The organism is Kingella denitrificans ATCC 33394 (assembly GCF_000190695.1).
In the GTDB taxonomy this organism is placed as follows: domain Bacteria; phylum Pseudomonadota; class Gammaproteobacteria; order Burkholderiales; family Neisseriaceae; genus Kingella_A; species Kingella_A denitrificans.
Genome location: NZ_GL870929.1, coordinates 1,879,220 through 1,895,248, shown reverse-complemented (window position 1 = coordinate 1,895,248; position 16,029 = coordinate 1,879,220). Strand labels below are relative to the sequence as shown.

At 56.7% G+C, this 16,029-nt stretch carries 21 protein-coding genes; 15 read left to right on the top strand and 6 right to left on the bottom strand.

What is annotated here, in order from left to right; translation table 11 throughout:
- Window positions 1–55 precede the first annotated feature (55 nt).
- Window positions 56–577: a hypothetical protein gene (locus HMPREF9098_RS09445; RefSeq protein WP_003784266.1), complete on the bottom strand. Its 522-nt coding sequence runs from the start codon at window positions 575–577 to the stop codon at window positions 56–58.
- Between the two features lie 76 nt (window positions 578–653).
- On the opposite strand from HMPREF9098_RS09445, the gene HMPREF9098_RS09440 reads away from it, so the two are divergent.
- On the top strand, window positions 654–1,145 hold the full coding sequence (locus HMPREF9098_RS09440) for a hypothetical protein (protein WP_040564429.1): 492 nt from the start codon (window positions 654–656) through the stop codon (window positions 1,143–1,145).
- Between the two features lie 57 nt (window positions 1,146–1,202).
- Window positions 1,203–1,709 (top strand): hypothetical protein, encoded by a 507-nt coding sequence (locus HMPREF9098_RS09435; RefSeq protein ID WP_003784262.1) that lies wholly within the window; start codon window positions 1,203–1,205, stop codon window positions 1,707–1,709.
- Window positions 1,710–1,784: 75 nt separating this feature from the next.
- Here the strand turns inward: HMPREF9098_RS09435 and HMPREF9098_RS09430 are convergent, their stop codons facing one another.
- From HMPREF9098_RS09430 to HMPREF9098_RS11835, 4 genes are all read right to left on the bottom strand, one after another.
- A complete protein-coding gene (locus HMPREF9098_RS09430; RefSeq protein WP_003784260.1) occupies window positions 1,785–2,516 on the bottom strand; it encodes a tetratricopeptide repeat protein in 732 nt (243 codons plus the stop codon).
- A gap of 47 nt (window positions 2,517–2,563) precedes the next feature.
- Complete coding sequence (locus HMPREF9098_RS09425) at window positions 2,564–2,938, bottom strand: hypothetical protein (protein ID WP_003784259.1); 375 nt, start codon at window positions 2,936–2,938, stop codon at window positions 2,564–2,566.
- Window positions 2,939–2,941: 3 nt separating this feature from the next.
- Complete coding sequence (gene prfA, locus HMPREF9098_RS09420) at window positions 2,942–4,018, bottom strand: peptide chain release factor 1 (protein WP_003784258.1); 1,077 nt, start codon at window positions 4,016–4,018, stop codon at window positions 2,942–2,944.
- Between the two features lie 136 nt (window positions 4,019–4,154).
- The gene (locus tag HMPREF9098_RS11835) at window positions 4,155–4,310 is read right to left on the bottom strand and encodes a hypothetical protein (RefSeq protein ID WP_003784257.1); all 156 of its coding nucleotides are present in this window, start codon (window positions 4,308–4,310) and stop codon (window positions 4,155–4,157) included.
- On the opposite strand from HMPREF9098_RS11835, the gene HMPREF9098_RS09415 reads away from it, so the two are divergent.
- The 4 genes from HMPREF9098_RS09415 (at window position 4,309) to HMPREF9098_RS09395 (ending at window position 8,425) form a co-directional block, all read left to right on the top strand.
- Window positions 4,309–5,379: a hypothetical protein gene (locus HMPREF9098_RS09415; RefSeq protein ID WP_003784256.1), complete on the top strand. Its 1,071-nt coding sequence runs from the start codon at window positions 4,309–4,311 to the stop codon at window positions 5,377–5,379. The genes HMPREF9098_RS11835 and HMPREF9098_RS09415 overlap by 2 nt on opposite strands.
- Window positions 5,380–5,395: 16 nt before the next feature.
- Complete coding sequence (locus HMPREF9098_RS09410) at window positions 5,396–6,073, top strand: hypothetical protein (RefSeq protein ID WP_003784255.1); 678 nt, start codon at window positions 5,396–5,398, stop codon at window positions 6,071–6,073.
- Window positions 6,074–6,516: 443 nt separating this feature from the next.
- Window positions 6,517–7,173, top strand: a complete 657-nt coding sequence (locus HMPREF9098_RS11830; RefSeq protein ID WP_147285373.1) for a hypothetical protein — start codon at window positions 6,517–6,519, stop codon at window positions 7,171–7,173.
- 58 nt (window positions 7,174–7,231) lie between these two features.
- Window positions 7,232–8,425, top strand: coding sequence for a sugar transporter (locus HMPREF9098_RS09395; protein ID WP_003784252.1), 1,194 nt, complete (start codon window positions 7,232–7,234; stop codon window positions 8,423–8,425).
- A gap of 25 nt (window positions 8,426–8,450) precedes the next feature.
- Here the strand turns inward: HMPREF9098_RS09395 and HMPREF9098_RS09390 are convergent, their stop codons facing one another.
- The gene (locus HMPREF9098_RS09390; protein WP_040564424.1) at window positions 8,451–8,810 is read right to left on the bottom strand and encodes a hypothetical protein; all 360 of its coding nucleotides are present in this window, start codon (window positions 8,808–8,810) and stop codon (window positions 8,451–8,453) included.
- 237 nt (window positions 8,811–9,047) lie between these two features.
- On the opposite strand from HMPREF9098_RS09390, the gene HMPREF9098_RS09385 reads away from it, so the two are divergent.
- The 9 genes from HMPREF9098_RS09385 to HMPREF9098_RS09355 all read left to right on the top strand — a co-directional run bounded on the left by HMPREF9098_RS09385 (window position 9,048) and on the right by HMPREF9098_RS09355 (window position 15,973).
- Window positions 9,048–9,797, top strand: a complete 750-nt coding sequence (locus HMPREF9098_RS09385; protein ID WP_003784250.1) for a class I SAM-dependent methyltransferase — start codon at window positions 9,048–9,050, stop codon at window positions 9,795–9,797.
- Window positions 9,798–9,886: 89 nt separating this feature from the next.
- Window positions 9,887–10,966: a hypothetical protein gene (locus HMPREF9098_RS09380; protein ID WP_003784248.1), complete on the top strand. Its 1,080-nt coding sequence runs from the start codon at window positions 9,887–9,889 to the stop codon at window positions 10,964–10,966.
- A 244-nt stretch (window positions 10,967–11,210) separates the two neighbouring features.
- Entirely contained in the window at window positions 11,211–11,756 is a 546-nt protein-coding gene (locus HMPREF9098_RS09375; RefSeq protein ID WP_003784247.1) for a DUF4303 domain-containing protein, read from the top strand.
- 60 nt (window positions 11,757–11,816) lie between these two features.
- Window positions 11,817–12,242 (top strand): class I SAM-dependent methyltransferase, encoded by a 426-nt coding sequence (locus HMPREF9098_RS09370; RefSeq protein WP_003784246.1) that lies wholly within the window; start codon window positions 11,817–11,819, stop codon window positions 12,240–12,242.
- Window positions 12,236–12,469 carry a hypothetical protein gene (locus HMPREF9098_RS12315; protein WP_003784245.1) on the top strand — a complete coding sequence of 78 codons (234 nt, stop codon included), beginning with the start codon at window positions 12,236–12,238 and terminating at the stop codon, window positions 12,467–12,469. Before HMPREF9098_RS09370 ends, HMPREF9098_RS12315 begins: the two co-directional genes overlap by 7 nt.
- 106 nt (window positions 12,470–12,575) lie before the next feature.
- Entirely contained in the window at window positions 12,576–12,914 is a 339-nt protein-coding gene (locus tag HMPREF9098_RS12310; protein ID WP_003784243.1) for a hypothetical protein, read from the top strand.
- Window positions 12,815–13,282 (top strand): O-methyltransferase, encoded by a 468-nt coding sequence (locus tag HMPREF9098_RS09365; RefSeq protein ID WP_232618013.1) that lies wholly within the window; start codon window positions 12,815–12,817, stop codon window positions 13,280–13,282. Before HMPREF9098_RS12310 ends, HMPREF9098_RS09365 begins: the two co-directional genes overlap by 100 nt.
- A gap of 115 nt (window positions 13,283–13,397) precedes the next feature.
- Complete coding sequence (locus HMPREF9098_RS09360) at window positions 13,398–13,889, top strand: Imm26 family immunity protein (RefSeq protein WP_003784236.1); 492 nt, start codon at window positions 13,398–13,400, stop codon at window positions 13,887–13,889.
- Between the two features lie 176 nt (window positions 13,890–14,065).
- Window positions 14,066–15,973 carry an ATP-binding cassette domain-containing protein gene (locus HMPREF9098_RS09355; protein WP_040564422.1) on the top strand — a complete coding sequence of 636 codons (1,908 nt, stop codon included), beginning with the start codon at window positions 14,066–14,068 and terminating at the stop codon, window positions 15,971–15,973.
- The last annotated feature ends 56 nt before the right edge of the window (window positions 15,974–16,029 follow it).

Below are 16,029 nucleotides of genomic sequence, written 5' to 3'. Positions count from 1 at the left end.
TTTTCCTAGTTATCTAGTACAGCCCCATCTATAAAGTGCAGGCTGCTTTTTGCGCTTATCGGAACGCAAACCCCGTGCGGTATTGAATCTGCTGTTGGAGCTTTTGGCACAACGAGCGGTATTGCTCTTTGTCCCCCTCAGGCACGGGCAGCGGCGGCAGCGTGATGTTCGCACGGTGGAATTTGTATGCAATTTTTTCGCCCCGCTGCCAAATTTCCAATTTTGCTTTTTTGAAATCCATTTTATATTGCGTCAATTTATATTCGCGCTTCAGCACGGCCGGTAACACATATTTGTACCAGCTGAAAGTACTCGCCAATATCAAAAAAGAAACCAAGCCGATGAGCACCAGCTGCATGAACGTAGCGCCGGCAAATATGGTCAGACAAGAATACGCGCTCCCCGCCACCATTGCCGCATTACCGAGCCAATAGCCCATGTTGAGTATTTTGACGTTTTTCTTACGCTTGTCCAAGGGGATAACTTCGGCGTGCGTCCATTCGGCCATTGGCGCGGACGGGTCGGACAAATCTTGCTGCAAACGCGCCAGCATAGTTTTGATTTCGTTGTCGTTCATGATTTTACCTCTAATTCTTTGAAATAAATTGATAAAAATGATACAGTCAATTCACATATCCAATATTGGAGAGACCATGATGAAAAAAACCCTGTATCTATTTTCCCTGCTCTGCCTGACTGGCGCGCCGTTGGCACATGGCGAGATCGTTATTTTTTCCGGAATCACAAACTCGGATTTTTGCAAACGCGCAGAAGACGAAGCCCCCATTGACCGATTTACCGAACAGGCAGCGCAATTCTTATTGCAGCAGCAACAAGCCGGCACATTGCCCGCACCGTCTTCGCCGTTAAACATAAATAGGTTTTTCAGCCATTGGCTGGATGCGAGAAAGGGATTCTGTTCTAACAGTTTAAGCCAACACAACGGCAAAATCCAACAACCGCCCGCCGCCGATTTCGACACGGTCGGCTATTACGCCTACGTCCTGACACAGCTTTACCGCACCGAAGCGCGGCAGCGGCAAATGTGGGGCATTTTGGAAAACACGTTGGCAGACGCGCCCGATTTGCTGCAACGTATCCGCGACAACTGGCAGCAATTAAATTCGCCGCAACAACCGAAATAATCCGTCCGAAAGCAGCCTGCACTTCACTGCCCTATCAATGACACTCAATAAGGAGTCATGATGATGAAAAAAACCCTGTATCTGTTTTCCATGCTCTGCCTGATTGGCGCGCCGTTGGCACATGGCGAGGTCTATTTTTTTAATAGGATTGTGGATCCAGCCCTATGCACACATCAGGAAGACGAAGCACACATTGATCAGTTTGCCAAACAATCGGCGCAAGTTTTGTTGCAACGGTATCAGCTCGGCAAATCAGCTGTATCGGTTCCGCCTCTAAGGCTCAGTAATAACAACAAATTATTCATCCACTGGATAATGGCACCAGGAGGCAGTAATTGTCCTAAAAATTTGGACTACCACAGCGGCAAAATCCAACAACCGCCCGCCGCCGATTTCGACACGGTCGGCTATTATGCCTACGTCCTGACGCAGCTTTACCGCACCGAGGCGCGGCAGCGGCAGATGTGGGGCATTTTGGAAAACACGCTGGCAGACGCACCCGATTTGCTGCAACGAATCCGCGATAATTGGCAGCAATTGAATTCGCCGCAACAACCGAAATAACCCGTCCGAAAGCAGCCTGCACCCTGATATTTAGGAAGTGCAGGCTGCTTTTTCCTGGCTCAGGCAGCCTGCACATTACCGCCGGTGCTGCCGCACAAACTGCAATTCGTTTTGCGCCGCGCGGTCGTTCGGGTTCAGCTGCAAGGCTTGGCGGTAATATTGTTCCGCCGCCTGCCATTGTCCGCGTTCCACCGCCCCATAGCCCAAGCCGCGCAATGCCGCGCCTTGGTAAAAAGCAGCCTGCGCTGGGTCGGGCAGCGTTTTGGCGGATTCCTGCAAACGCTTGAATGTGCGTTCGGCGGCGGCAAAATCCTTCATCGCATTGGCCACCTGGCCGCGCTCGGCCAGAAATTGCGGCTCATACGGCGCAACCGCCAGCACCGCGTCCAATTCCGCCGCCGCGGCTGCATAATTTTTCTGCTCCACATGGGCAAACGCACGCACATAACGCGGCATCAGCCATTCGGACGACACCACTTCGGTATCCCGGCCACTGTTGGCCGCTTCCAGCAGCAGGCGCAGCGTATGCACGCGGTTGCCCGCCGCACGGACGTTTTTGTGTCGGCGCAATTCGGCATCGGCCTGACCGACCAAGCGGTTCAGCAGCGGCATGGCTTCTGCGGTTTGGTGGTTGCGCACCAGCACCATCGCCCGCTCCAATTCGCGCTGCATTGCAGCCGGTAGCCCGTTTTGCGCCGTTTTATTGGCCGGCACGTCCACGCGCACCACTTCGGAACGCGGTTCGGCAAAAGCAGCCTGCACGGGCAGCAGCGCCAGCAATAGGATGGCAGACAAAGATTTTTTCATGGATTATTCCTTCAATAATGGTTAATCAGATTGATATGCAGGCTGCTTTATTTCTTCTGCGCCAGCTTCCAGGCATTCACGCCGAACGGCAGCACCATCAGCAGCACGGCTTCTTCCAGAAAGCCCATTTTCCAGCCGAGATGGACATCCAAATAAACGGCAATATAGCCGAACACCAGCACCGACAGCACGCCGCCAATCACGCCGAACAGCGCCAGATATTTGCCCCACTGCACGTCCAAAACCGCGCGGCCTTGGAATACCGCCACCGGCAGCGCGCCGAAAAAGCCGAGATACAGCGTGCGCAAAAACGTGCCTGAAAACGATGTGTGCAACAGCAACGTCGTGCCGATGCCGCCGATTAAAGCGCACAAAAACAATACGCCGAATGCCAATCCGAATAATTTTGCCGTTTCTTGCATGATTCAGTCTCCCATTGCAGCCAGTTGTTCCGCCTGATGTTCCGCCATTAGCGCGGCCGTAATCTCTTCCATGTCGCCGTCCATCACAAAATCCAGCTTGTGCAGCGTCAGGTTGATGCGGTGGTCGGTGACGCGGCCTTGCGGATAATTATAGGTGCGGATGCGCTCGCTGCGGTCGCCGCTGCCGATGAGCGATTTGCGTTCCGCCGCTTCTTTTGCCTGCGCTTCGCGTTTCTGCATATCGTTCAGCCGCGCCGCCAGCACTTTCAGGGCTTTTTCCTTGTTGGTGTGCTGGCTGCGGCCGTCTTGGCACTCCACCACCAATCCCGTGGGCAGGTGCGTGATGCGGACGGCGGAATCGGTTTTGTTGATGTGCTGCCCGCCCGCGCCGCTGGCACGGAAGGTGTCGATGCGCAAATCCTTGTCGTTCAATTCGATTTTCGCCAATTCGTCCGCTTCAGGCATCACCGCCACGGTGCAGGCGGAGGTGTGGATGCGGCCTTGGCTTTCGGTGGCGGGAACGCGCTGCACGCGGTGGCCGCCGCTCTCGAATTTGAGTTTGCTGTACGCGCCCAAGCCCACCAGCCGCACGATGACTTCCTTATAGCCGCCCAAATCGCTTTCGTTGGCGGACACGATTTCCGTCTGCCAGCGGTTGCGCTCGGCATAGCGGCTGTACATGCGCAGCAAATCGCCCGCAAACAGCGCGGCTTCGTCGCCACCCGTGCCCGCGCGGATTTCGATGAAGATGTTTTTGTCGTCGTCCGCGTCTTTGGGCAGCAGCAGCTTTTGCAGTGCCAAATCCAGCATTTCGATTTTGGCTTTCGCCGCTTCGATTTCTTCGGCGGCAAAGTCTTTCATTTCGGGGTCGGACAGCATTTCCTGCGCCTCCGCCAAATCGCTTTCGGCTTGGGTATAGGCGCGGTAGGTTTCCACAATCGGGGTCAGCTCAGCGTGCTCTTGGTTGAGGCGGCGGTAGTTGTCCATGTCGGACGTGGCTTCGGGCGAACCCAAAAGCGCGGTCACTTCTTCCAATCGGTGGGCGAGGTTTTGGAGTTTGTCTAATATACTGGGTTTCATAAATCGCAAACGGCGTGCAAGCTGCTTTTCCCATCGGCAAAGGTGGCGGCCAAAAGCAGCCTGCACGTTCAATATTCAGAATCGTAAAACTGTGATTATAGCCGATTTGTCCGCCTGTTTAATGCTAGAATGCTCACTAGCAACGGTTTTCTGTTGTATCCGGCAATCGTGGTGCAGGCTGCTTTTGCATTGCCGAAAAAGCAGCCTGCACGCCCGTTTTGCCCGTTGCAACGTTAGCGCGCGTCTTGCCGCGCACCACGCCGTCCCGTCCACCACCAGGAGTGTTCATCATGAAACTTGACCACCGCCGCATGGAACAAGCCGTGTCGCAGAACATCATCACCCCCGCGCAGGCCGAAGAACTTTGGGCATTCTGGCAGTCGCAACAGTACGACACGCCGCACTTCACCTTCATCCACGTCCTGTATTATTTGGGCGGCATGATTGCCATCGCCGCCATGACGCTGTTTGTCACCATCGGGTTCATGCAGTTCGGCAGCGGGTTCGTGGCCGTGGTGAGCGCGGTGTATGCCGCCATTGCCGTCGGGCTGGCCGAATATTTCCAAAAGAAAGGCATGCCCATCCCGTCCGGCATCTGCGCCACGCTGGCCGTGGCACTCGTGCCACTGTTCGTGTTTACCGTGCAGGATATGATGGGCTATTGGCCGAGCGGCACCCTTTACCGCGACTACCATACCTGGATTGACTGGCGCTGGCTCACCATGGAAAGCGCCACCCTCGTGGCAGGCGCGGCCATGTTCAAACGCTACCGCTACCCCTTCCTGCTCATGCCCGTGGCGTTCACGCTTTGGTATATGTCGATGGACTGCGCCGACTGGTTGTTCGACTGGCTGACCAGCGGCAGCGAACAAAACGATTGGCCGACATGGAGCCAGCGCCAAACCGTGAAATCGTGGGTATCGGTGGCTTTCGGGCTGCTCATGCTGCTGCCTGCGTTCAAAATCGATTTCCGCCGCCCGAAATCGGAACGCGATTATGCCTTCTGGCTGTACCTCTTCGGCGTGCTCACCTTCTGGGGCGGGCTGAGCAGCATGGATTCGGACAGAGAATTGAGCAAATTTATTTATTTCTGCATCAACACCACCATGGTGCTGGCAGGCTCCATCATCCAGCGGCGCGTGTTCACCGTGTTCGGCGCGCTGGGCATGATGTTTTATTTGGGCCACTTGGCACACAGCGTGTTTAAAGACAGCATCCTGTTCCCGATTGCGCTTTCGCTGATTGGGCTGGCGGTGGTGATGCTGGGCGTGTGGTGGCAGAAACGCGAAGCAGAAATACGCCGCAAACTGCTCGCCTGCCTGCCGGCAAAATGGGCGGCGGCCTTAACGGAGAAATATTGAATTGAAATGAACTATTGTGCAGGCTGCTTTTTACCCATTCAAAAGCAGCCTGCACTTTATCGGACCGAACACCATGCCCCTGTTGTCCAAGAACTACCGCCAACACCGCCAAAGCGTGGCGAAAAGCCAAAAAGAATTGGCCGCATTGATATTCACGCTGCCTGGGCTTTGGTTTGCCTGTCTGTTTGCGCTGACCGCTGCGCTGCTGGTGTCGCTGGCCTTGTGGCAGCCCATGCGCGACGTGTATCCCCACCAACCCGTTGCCGTGCAAACAGTGCAACCCTATGCCGACGTGCAACTGCTGCGCGAACGCCGCACGGCACGCAAATGCAGCCTGCACCTCGCCCTGCTGGCCGCCGGCCAAAGCATCAGCGTGCAATGCGAAGACGAAGGCGACCCCTTGTGCCGCTGCGATGCACCGCAATTTGCGCACGACACCATGCGGCTGGACGTGCGGCAGGCGCGGCTGGTGCTGGCACACGGCCACATCGCCGTGCTCGACAGCGCGGATTACGCCCTGCCCGGCCAGCCTGAAATCCGCACCTTCCGCAGCGCCGACAGCCAAGCGGCGACACAAGCGCTCTACCGGCGGAAATTCAACGCGCTTACCGTCAGCATCGCCATCACGGCGGCTTTGGCGGTGCTGTGGCTCGGCACGGGTTTGGCGCTGCTTTGGCGGCTGCGGAAGCGGTAGCCGTATCGGTTACACTGTGCAGGCTGCTTTCAAATCGCCGCAAAAGCAGTATCGCAGGTGCGTACATCGGTTAGCCGAATCAAAGATTCAGACCGATGGCAGCCTGCACATTCCCCTTTCATTTGAGAAGGCGCTGATGACAGACACCGACCCAATCCCCCTGAACCTGCCGCACGGTTGGCAAACCCACTGGCACCACCTTACCGCGCTGCCACCCGACAACGACTATCCGCCGGACGAAGTCTTTTTCCATTTTGACGAAGACCTGACCTACCTGACCTATCAGGATTACTTTATCGACGCCGGTTTTTACGGCGGCTACCTTTCAGACAGAAAGGGAAACTTCGGGCTGGTGGTGGCTCGCGGCGATTTTCTGGGCGGCAGCGTGCTGGAAAACTTCTGCACGCGCGACCCGCAGGAAGTGGCGCGGCGCATCGCGTTTTATGCCCAAGCCATTGCAGACGGCACCATCGGCGGACAAGACGGCATCCCCTTCACCGCCGAAGACGAAATGCCGGATTATTCCGTGTACGACCAACGCCGCGTGCAGGCAGCCTGCAATCGCCCAAAGGACACCCCATGAAACTCAACCGCCCCTTCAACACGCTCACATTGGCCGAATACCGCGCCACGCCGCCTATGCCGACTTCAACCCGCTCGCGCTCTACCGCTCCATTGTGGAAAACCGCAAGCTGGACGAAGCCGCCAAGCAGGAAGTGCTGGCGCTCGCCAACCGATATTTCCAACGCTTTTACGATTTCCTCCCCGCCAAAGACCCGCAAACCTATTTCGAACTCTCCCTGCTGGGGCAGCCGCCGTTAAGCGACGCGCAATGGCGCCAATACTATTGGAAAATCCGCGAACAGGGCGAAAAGCTCGCCAAAGCAAAAGGCATCCGTAACCACCGCGTCGGCAGCATGACCAAATCACAATGGTTGAGCATCCGCCGCAAACACCCCGAACAAGGGCTGCGCACCGTGTGGGTAATGAACAGGCACAGTTCCGACAAAGCCCGTTGCAGCGGCCGCATCCAGCCGCCCCACCGCCAACGCGAAAACGAAGAAATGCGCGAAATCTGGCAGGAATACGGCGAAGGCTGACCGCGTTTCAAGCAGCCTGCACACACACCACCCTTTTTGAATTGAAATCACCATAACAATGTCTAAAAAAATCAACGCTCTCAAAGTGGCCTATCTGCGCGTGCTGGTATTTGCCTGCGCCGCCTTCGTGGTCAATACGACCGAATTCATCCCCGTCGCCCTGCTCTCCGACATCGGCCAGAGTTTCGGCCTGCCCGTGTCGCAAGTGGGACTGATGATTACCGTGTACGCCTGGGTGGTAACGCTGATGTCGCTGCCCTTCATGCTGCTCACGGCGAATATCGAACGCAAAAAACTGCTGATGGGCGTGTTTGCCGTGTTCATTGCCGGGCATGTGCTGTCGGTATGTGCCTGGAATTTTGAAATCCTGCTGCTGTCGCGCACGGTGATTGCCCTGTCGCACGCGCTGTTTTGGGCGCTGACGGCGGCTTTGGTGATGCGTGTCGCGCCCAAGGGCAAACGGCAGCAGGCTTTGGGCTGGCTGTCGCTGGGCACGTCGATGGCGATGATTTTGGGGCTGCCGCTGGGGCGCATGATCGGGCAGGCCTTGGGCTGGCGCACCACCTTCGGGCTGATTGCGCTGATGGCCTTCGGGCTGATGGTGCTGATGTACCGCCTGCTGCCCACGCTGGAAAGCCGCAATTCCGGCTCGCTCAAATCCGTGCCAGTGCTGCTCAAACGCCCGCTGCTGCTGGGCTTGTATTTCCTGACGATGACGGCGGTAACGGCGCATTTCGCCGTGTACAGCTACATCGAACCCTTCGTGCTGCAAATTGCGCACATGGGCGGCGGCGCGGCCACCATGCTGCTGTTGGTGTTCGGCGTGTCGGGCATGGCGGCCAGCTGGCTGTTCGGGCGTTTCCACCCCAAATATCCGCAGCCCTTCCTGATGACCGCGCTGGCGTTTCTGACCGCCTCGCTGCTGTTGCTCCTGCCGCTTTCGGGCAACCAAACCGCGCTGTTCGGGCTGGTGTTCGTGTGGGGCGTGGCCATTGCCTGCCTGGGGCTGGCCATGAATATGCGCGTGCTGCAACTCGCGCCCGACGCGACCGATGTCGCCACGTCCATGTTTTCCGCGATTTTCAACATCGGCATCGGCGGCGGCGCGCTTTTGGGCGGCTTGGTGATGCGGCACAGCGAAAACGGACTGGCGCACATCGGCTGGGTGGGCGCGGCACTGGCGGCGTTTGCCGCGCTGGTGTTTGCCGCCGTGTACCAAAAATTCCGCCACACCGCACCGGCGAAGCCGTGAACGGGCAATGTGCAGGCTGCCCGATTCATTCAACCGATGTGCATACCTGCGGTGCTGCCTTTAAGGCCGTCTGAAAGCCCGAAAGCAGCCTGCACCCCATACGTTTCCCTTTTCCCGCATGAAATCCGCCGAACAAAAACACTTCCCGCAAACCAAAGGGGCAACCGATGAACATCATCCCATTGTTAAAAAACAGGATTCGGCTTTTTATTGGGGCATATATCCAAGTTTTCATTACTTTATGTATCTGTTTCGCCCTCACCGACCTGGCAGTGAAACCCATATTTGACCGCCTTGAAAACAAAAGGCTTGCGCTTTCTTGGTATTTCCAGTCTTTTTTCTCTTTGAAAACATTGAAGTACGTACTGATAATGTCCTTGCTCATTGCCTTATGCGTTGCCATTCTCAACATCACGAAAAGCGACTATGGCGAAGAATAAACCCATTGCGCGGCCAAATTTACCAATGCTGTTGAAAGTGCAGGCTGCTTTTTAGCCATTCAAAAGCAGCCTGCACGTTGAAACTGCGCGTTCAGACGGCCCGAACCGAACCACAGATTCAACATTTTTTCAAATCCCGACTTCAAGATACACATTGTTCAACCCCTAACAGGAGAAGCCTCATGCCTTCCGCCAAACTCATCCAAAAGCTCAAACCCGCCTTACAAAACCCGCTTCCGCCCGAACAAGACGGCATCCTACTGTGCCTCGACTCCGACAACGTAACGGGCGACAACGCCAAATACATGAACATGTACAACCGCCTCGCCCGTTGGTACGATTTCGGCGAACGCTGGATAGCCCGCCTCAGATACGGCAACAGTATCAACGAAATGCGGCGCAGCCTGATGGGCGAACTGGAATGGCGGCAGGATTGCACCGCGCTCTACGTCTCTATCGGCACAGGTACCGATTTAAACCACCTGCCCGCCGACATCGACCCCGCCGCGCTGGATTTGACCGGCGCCGACCTGTCGCTCGGCATGTTGGCACGCTGCCGCGACGTATGGCGGAAAAAAGCGGCAGGCTTGGACTTGGCACACTGCAACGCTGAAGATTTACCCTTTGCCGACAATATGTTCGACGTCGTATTCCATGTGGGCGGCATCAATTTTTTCAGCGACAAACAAAAAGCCGTCAACGAAATGCTGCGCGTCGCCAAGCCCGGCACCAAAATCATGATTGCAGACGAAACCACCGACTTCATCCAACAACAATACAAACAAAGCCTATTCACGCGGAACTACTTCCAAGACACCGATTTCGACCTGACACAAATCGAAAACTGCATTCCCGAAACCGTACAGGAAAAGAAAACGCGGCTGCTGTGGAGCAACCGCTTTTACTGCATTACCTTCCGCAAACCTGCTTAAAACAGCCGCCGCGTTTGCTTTTTCAGACGACCTCGAAATCTGAAAAGGTCGTCTGAAAAATAAAAACCAGCCTGCACAAAGGACACCCCATGCACTACCAATCACTCAACGCCGCGCTGGAACAATACAGCGGCAACCTGACCCATAATCCCGCCTCCCCCAACAGCCTCGCCCTGCATATCGAACGTCAAATGCCAGGCTGCCTGAAACTCCACACGCCCGACGGCATCAGCCTCAGCCTGACTTACAACGATGAACCCGTGTTCTGGTCGTTCCACAGCCAAGATTTATACGACGTTTACCTCGTCCGCAGCTACGCCGAAAGCTGGCAGGCATACCAACCCGTCGGGCACATCGGCAGCCGCGTAAACGAACACATCGCCCGCCGGCCCGCCGCAGAGCAAGGCCTGTTGTGGAACAAATATTTCATCGAACAACTCGCCGCCCACAACGCAAGGCTGCTCGGCATCGGCGAATGGCACTTCGACTACCGCCCTGCCCAAACCCTGCCGAAGCAATGGGGCGGATGCTGGCACGACACCGCCGTAGGGCAGCCTGAAACCGACGAAAACTACGCCCAATGGCTGTTTTCAGGCAGCCGTTTCGACGCGCTGGACAACAATTTTTATACCCAAGCCGAACGCTTCGTCGCCCTGAAAACCCACCACGCCGAAGACGGCCGTCTGAAATATTGGCGCAAACGCGCACGGCAAAACCAACTGCCACCCATCTTGGTGTACGAACTCACCGCCCTGCCCGACCGCTGGCTGATTTTAGACGGACACCTGCGCCTCGCCGCTGCGCTCGCCGAAGGGCAACTGCCGCCCCTAATCGTCATCCAAGCCACCACCGCCCGACCCGACCCGCGCACCGCTGCCGAACGCGAAACCGTGCGGACGGCCATTTTGTCGCAATACGAAAAAATCGCCCGACAAACCGACCACAATCCGCAAGCCTTAAACGCCGTCAGCCAACACATCATCCGCGCCTACGACACACGCCCCTACCTGCTGCATACCACCCGCGCCGCCGCCGACATCACCCCGAAAACCTGGCTGCAACAACTGCAAACCTACGCCGCGCAACACGGTTTCGCCGAAGAATTTGAACGCGTTTGGACAACGGAATCTTGGCCGATGAAACGGATAGCCGCCTTCCAGGCCGTCTGAAAACGAGGTTTCCGAAGGAAGCCGAGTTTCTGCGAAGCTAAAGCGCAGCTTCAACGAAGTTAAAACGAGGTTTCCGAAAGAAGCCGAGTTTCTGCACAGCCCAAAGGCTACCTGAAAGCCAAAAGCAGCCTGCACATGCCCAACCCTATCCGATTCCTGAATCCCGCCAACGCCATTAAAATACCAAACCCGATGCCCGCGAAACTGCCTTCATCATTATTCAGGCAGCCTGAAAGGACGCCCCATGCCGCAGCCGGATTGGCAATCTATCGAAAACATCGCCTATCAAATCATCGTGGATGCCGTGCACAGCATCCGCAGGCAGCACCCGCGCGAAACCGTGTATGCCGCCATTTTCCACAATTTCTACTGCGACAACGTCCACCTCTACTTCCCCTCGCTATCGGTCGGCACGGAAGAGCTGCTCGTGCGCGTAGTGGAAAAATACCAAAGCGAATACGGTTCGACTGCAAGCCGCGCCGAACTGGAGCGGTCGCTGCGCTGGTCGGGTGCGGACTTGGCGGAATATCTGTTTGACGGCGGTGCAGCGGGCAACGCGGCGGCGCAAAGCGTGCAGGCTGCCGTGCGCCAAGAAGCCGATTGGGATGATTTATACGACCGCTTCCGCCAATGCTTTCCCCGCGCCTGCCGCCGCGCCACCGAAGATTTGCTGCGCGCCAAGCTCGTCGCCCCCGATTTTGTCGCCGTTGCCTGCGATGAAGACGAAGAACTGATTGCGCCGAGCCTCACGCCCGAACAACTGCAACGGCATTTCCCCGAATTTATGTAACGTTCAGGCAGCCTGAAACCCCAAAAAGCAGCCTGCACCCCATCAACACAAGGAGTTATCATGGAATTATCCGCCGAACAAACCGCCGCCCAACTGCGCTGCCCGCACAACGAAGCAGGCACGGCATTCGGGCAGGCGATGAACCTGCGCAACCTGACCCAAATCGTCAGCGCGTTCGCCGCCGCCCGCCTGCAAAACGGCGACAACATACTGGAAACCGGCTGCGGCAACGGCGGCCTTTTGGGCTACATCCTGTCGCAGGCGGACGGCCTGCATTACACCGGCCTGGAAATTTCGCCGCTGATGCACGAGCAGGCGCAGGTGTTCAACGCACCGTTTATCGCCGCAGGGCAGGCGGATTACCGGCTGTATGACGGCGGTGCGTTGCCCTTTGCCGATGCCGTGTTCCACAAAGCCGTGTCGGTAAACACCGTCTATTTTTGGGACGACGCGCCCTTCATGCTGGCCGACTCTGCCGCGTGCTGAAAACCGGCGGGCGGCTGTGCCTGAATTTCTGCGAAAAAGACTTTATGGCCAAACTGCCGTTCGCGGCGCACGGCTTCACGCTCTACGACGCCGCCGACATCCGCGCCCTGGCTAAAAACCTGCCGCTGCGCTGCATTTTGGAACAACGCAGCCGCGATTGGGCGGTCAGCAAAAGCGGCAAACTGGTGCGGCGCGAATTTGTCGATTTGGCGTTTGAACGCGTATAGCAGCCTGCACCCCGCCGTTTGTATCAACCCAAAGTGCAGGCTGCTTTTGTATTTTTCAGGTAGCCTAAAAGCAGCCTGCAGGCAGCCCCCTCGGAAAGGAAAAACCATGCCCAAACCCACCCGACAAGACTTCGCTTTTTTAAACGATGCAAAAACCGAAGCCGTATTGTTCGACCTCTACACCGCCGCCGTACGCCAGATTCCCGGCCTGATATGGCATTTTCTGCCCCAACTGCCCAAACTGCTGGGCAAAGGCAGCGGCTGGACGGGCGAAAACGAAGCCTATTTCGACGACAAATACATCCCCATCGTCCCGCAGCAGGGCGCATTCCTGTATATCAGGCCTTGGCCAAAGGCGCGAAAAACATTGTCGAATTCGGCACGTCTTACGGCATTTCCACGCTTTATCTGGCCGCAGCGGCCAAGAAAAACGGCGGTCGCGTGATAACCACCGAATACCTGCCGCACAAAGCCGAAGCCGCCCGCCACCACTTCGCCGCCGCAGGGCTGTCAGACTACATCGAACTGCGCGAAGGCGATGCGCTGGAAACTTTGCAAGACATCCCCGGCGGCATCGATTTCGTGCTGCTCGACGGCTGGCCGAACTTGGTTTACCCCGTGTTCAAACTGCTCGAACCCAAACTCGCCCCGCGTGCCGCCATCGCTGTGGACGACGTAGAAGGCTACACCCCCGCCATGCAGGATTATCTAGACTACATCCGCAATCCCGCCAACGGCTATGTTTCCGCCACCTTAAAGCCGCATAAGGCCTTGGAATACAGCGTGAAAACAGGCGGGGCGGATGCCGAATGAAAGCTACCTGAAACCCCGAAAAGCAGCCTGCACACCGTTCCTTCTCCCGTGTGTGGGAGAAACCCAAACGGAGCGGCAGAAACCATATCCCCCATCAAAAACAAAGGATTAAAAAATGACCAAAAAACAACCGACCATGCCGAAAACCAGCATCAGGAAAAAGCTCAAAGCGGGGGATTACTTTGCCGTGCCGCTGGAAAACGGGGAATATGGATTGGGGCAGATATTGGATATGGTTGAATTTATTGATAACGCCGCGTGCGTGCTGTTTGACCAAAAGTTTGTCCTCGGAGCGCCGATTACGGTCACGCCCGACAATATTGTTGCGGCAAGGTATCTGGTCGCCCAGCTGCTTAGGCGTTACTTTCCAATCGTGCACACGGGAGAGGCAGACCCCCATCTGTTAGAAAAATATTTTCCCGAAAACGAAAGATTTAAGCAGGGGGATGTGGTCGGTATGGAAAGTGACCAAACTGGTATTGCAGAAATGTTCCTCAATGCCTATTTCGGCTTAACGCCCTGGGACGAATGCTATGACCCGCATTTTTATGATGATATGCTGGTCTCTCCCGATAAAAAACCGTCGAATTTAATTTATAGCAAGTAGCCGCATGACGGGCGGGCAAATCCGACAGCCCGCCAAAAGGCTACCTGAAAGTGCAGGCTGCTTTTAAAGGCCGTCTGAAACCCCAAAAAACCAGTACCGCGGGCACGCACATCGGTTCGCCGAATCGCAGATTCGGACCGATGGCAGCCTGCACCCCAATAAAACAAGGACTTACCATGACCATCCTCCAAGCCGAAAACCTATCCTTCGCCTTCGGGCACGTCGCGCTGCTCGACAAAGCGTCTTTCCAACTGGCCGCGGGCGACAAAGTCGGCCTGATCGGGCGCAACGGCGCGGGCAAATCCAGCCTGCTGAAAATCCTCGCCGGCGTGCAGAAGCCCGACGACGGCCAGCTCATCCTGCAAAACGGGCTGAAAACCGTGTATGTGCCGCAGGAGAGCTTTTTCGACGGCGCGGCCACCGTGTTCGACATCGTGTCCGAAGGGCTGGGCAGCCTGCGCGGCGTGCTGCGGCGTTACCACGAAATCGGCCGCGAGCTGGCGAACGGGCAGAACGACAGCCTTATCAAAGAATTGAACGAACTGCAAAACCAAATCGAAGCGCAAAACGGCTGGCAGTTCGACGCGCTGGTCAGCCAGACCATCGGCGAGCTGGGGCTGCCTGAAAACGAAAAAATCGCCAATTTGTCCGGCGGGCAGAAAAAGCGCGTCGCGCTGGCGCAGGCGTGGGTGCAGAAGCCCGACATCCTGCTGCTGGACGAGCCGACCAACCATTTGGACATCGACGCGATTTTGTGGCTGGAAAACCTGCTGAACAACTTCTCAGGCAGCCTGATTGTGATTACCCATGACCGCCGTTTTTTGGACAATGTGGCCAACCGCATCGTCGAACTTGACCGCGGCAGCCTGCGCTCCTACCCCGGCTCGTTCGCCAAATACAGCGAGAAAAAGGCGGAAGAACTAGCCGTGGAAGCCGAACACAACCGCCTGTTCGACAAATTCCACGCGCAGGAAGAGGCGTGGATTCGCAAAGGCATCGAAGCGCGGCGCACGCGCAACGAAGGCCGCGTTAAGCGTTTGGAAGAATTGCGGAAACAACGCGCGGCGCGGCGCGAACGGCAGGGGCAGGTGTCGTTCAAGCTCGATTCGGGCGAAAAAAGCGGCAAAATCGTCGCCGAGCTGGAACACGCCTCATTTGCGTACGACAACAAACTGATTATGAAAAACTTTTCCGCCGTGATTCAGCGCTGCGACAAAATCGGACTCATCGGCGCGAACGGCATCGGCAAAACCACGTTTTTGAAGCTGATTTTGGGCGAACTCGCGCCCACCAGCGGCAAAATCCGCCTCGGCAGCAAGCAGGAAGTGGCGTATTTCGACCAATTCCGCAGCGCGCTGAACGAAAACGACACCGTGTTCTACACGCTCGGCCAGGGCAACGATTATGTGGAAATCGGCGGCAAAAAGCGGCACGTGATGGGCTATCTGGAAGACTTCCTGTTCCACCCCGCCCGCGCCCAGTCGCCCGTGTCGTCGCTTTCCGGCGGCGAGCGCAACCGCCTGCTGCTGGCCAAACTGTTCACCCGCCCCGCCAACATTCTGGTGCTGGACGAGCCGACCAACGATTTGGACATCGACACGCAGGAACTGCTGGAAGAACTGCTGCGCGACTACGCCGGCACCGTGTTCCTCGTCAGCCACGACCGCATGTTTTTGGACAACGTGATTACGCAGAGTATTGTATTTGAAGGCGAAGGCCGTCTGAAAGAATACATCGGCGGCTATCAGGACTATGCCGACGCGAAGGCGCGCGAAGAGAAAGTGCAGGCTGCCTCCGCCCCCGCCGCCAAGCCCGAAAGGCTGCCTGAAAAAGACAAACCCAAGCCCAACCGAACGGCCAAGCTGTCGTACAAAGAACAGCGCGAACTCGACGCCCTGCCCGACGAAATCGCCGCGCTGGAAGCCGAACAGGCCGATTTGAACGCCCAGCTTTCCGATCCCGAAATCTTCAAAGACTACGAAAAAGCCGGCAGCCTGCAAGCGCGCGCGGAAGAAATCGAAACGCTGCTGCTGGAGAAATTGGAGCGGTGGGAAATGCTGGAAGGGAAACAGAACGGGGGGTGATTTAGGTTTCAGGTAGCCTGATAGGGCGTTTGAAAGGCTACCTGAAAACGCAAAAG

Coding starts and splice junctions, on each gene's coding strand:
- HMPREF9098_RS09355 (WP_040564422.1), top strand. CDS start 14,066: ATGACCATCCTCCAAGCCGAAAACCTATCCTTCGCCTTCGGGCACGTC.
- HMPREF9098_RS09425 (WP_003784259.1), bottom strand. CDS start 2,938: ATGCAAGAAACGGCAAAATTATTCGGATTGGCATTCGGCGTATTGTTT.
- prfA (WP_003784258.1), bottom strand. CDS start 4,018: ATGAAACCCAGTATATTAGACAAACTCCAAAACCTCGCCCACCGATTG.
- HMPREF9098_RS09390 (WP_040564424.1), bottom strand. CDS start 8,810: ATGAGCAAGGACATTATCAGTACGTACTTCAATGTTTTCAAAGAGAAA.
- HMPREF9098_RS09430 (WP_003784260.1), bottom strand. CDS start 2,516: ATGAAAAAATCTTTGTCTGCCATCCTATTGCTGGCGCTGCTGCCCGTG.
- HMPREF9098_RS09440 (WP_040564429.1), top strand. CDS start 654: ATGATGAAAAAAACCCTGTATCTATTTTCCCTGCTCTGCCTGACTGGC.
- HMPREF9098_RS09360 (WP_003784236.1), top strand. CDS start 13,398: ATGACCAAAAAACAACCGACCATGCCGAAAACCAGCATCAGGAAAAAG.
- HMPREF9098_RS11830 (WP_147285373.1), top strand. CDS start 6,517: ATGCCCAAGCCATTGCAGACGGCACCATCGGCGGACAAGACGGCATCC.
- HMPREF9098_RS09395 (WP_003784252.1), top strand. CDS start 7,232: ATGTCTAAAAAAATCAACGCTCTCAAAGTGGCCTATCTGCGCGTGCTG.
- HMPREF9098_RS09445 (WP_003784266.1), bottom strand. CDS start 577: ATGAACGACAACGAAATCAAAACTATGCTGGCGCGTTTGCAGCAAGAT.
- HMPREF9098_RS09435 (WP_003784262.1), top strand. CDS start 1,203: ATGATGATGAAAAAAACCCTGTATCTGTTTTCCATGCTCTGCCTGATT.
- HMPREF9098_RS09370 (WP_003784246.1), top strand. CDS start 11,817: ATGGAATTATCCGCCGAACAAACCGCCGCCCAACTGCGCTGCCCGCAC.
- HMPREF9098_RS09415 (WP_003784256.1), top strand. CDS start 4,309: ATGAAACTTGACCACCGCCGCATGGAACAAGCCGTGTCGCAGAACATC.
- HMPREF9098_RS11835 (WP_003784257.1), bottom strand. CDS start 4,310: ATGATGAACACTCCTGGTGGTGGACGGGACGGCGTGGTGCGCGGCAAG.
- HMPREF9098_RS09375 (WP_003784247.1), top strand. CDS start 11,211: ATGCCGCAGCCGGATTGGCAATCTATCGAAAACATCGCCTATCAAATC.
- HMPREF9098_RS09385 (WP_003784250.1), top strand. CDS start 9,048: ATGCCTTCCGCCAAACTCATCCAAAAGCTCAAACCCGCCTTACAAAAC.
- HMPREF9098_RS09380 (WP_003784248.1), top strand. CDS start 9,887: ATGCACTACCAATCACTCAACGCCGCGCTGGAACAATACAGCGGCAAC.
- HMPREF9098_RS12310 (WP_003784243.1), top strand. CDS start 12,576: ATGCCCAAACCCACCCGACAAGACTTCGCTTTTTTAAACGATGCAAAA.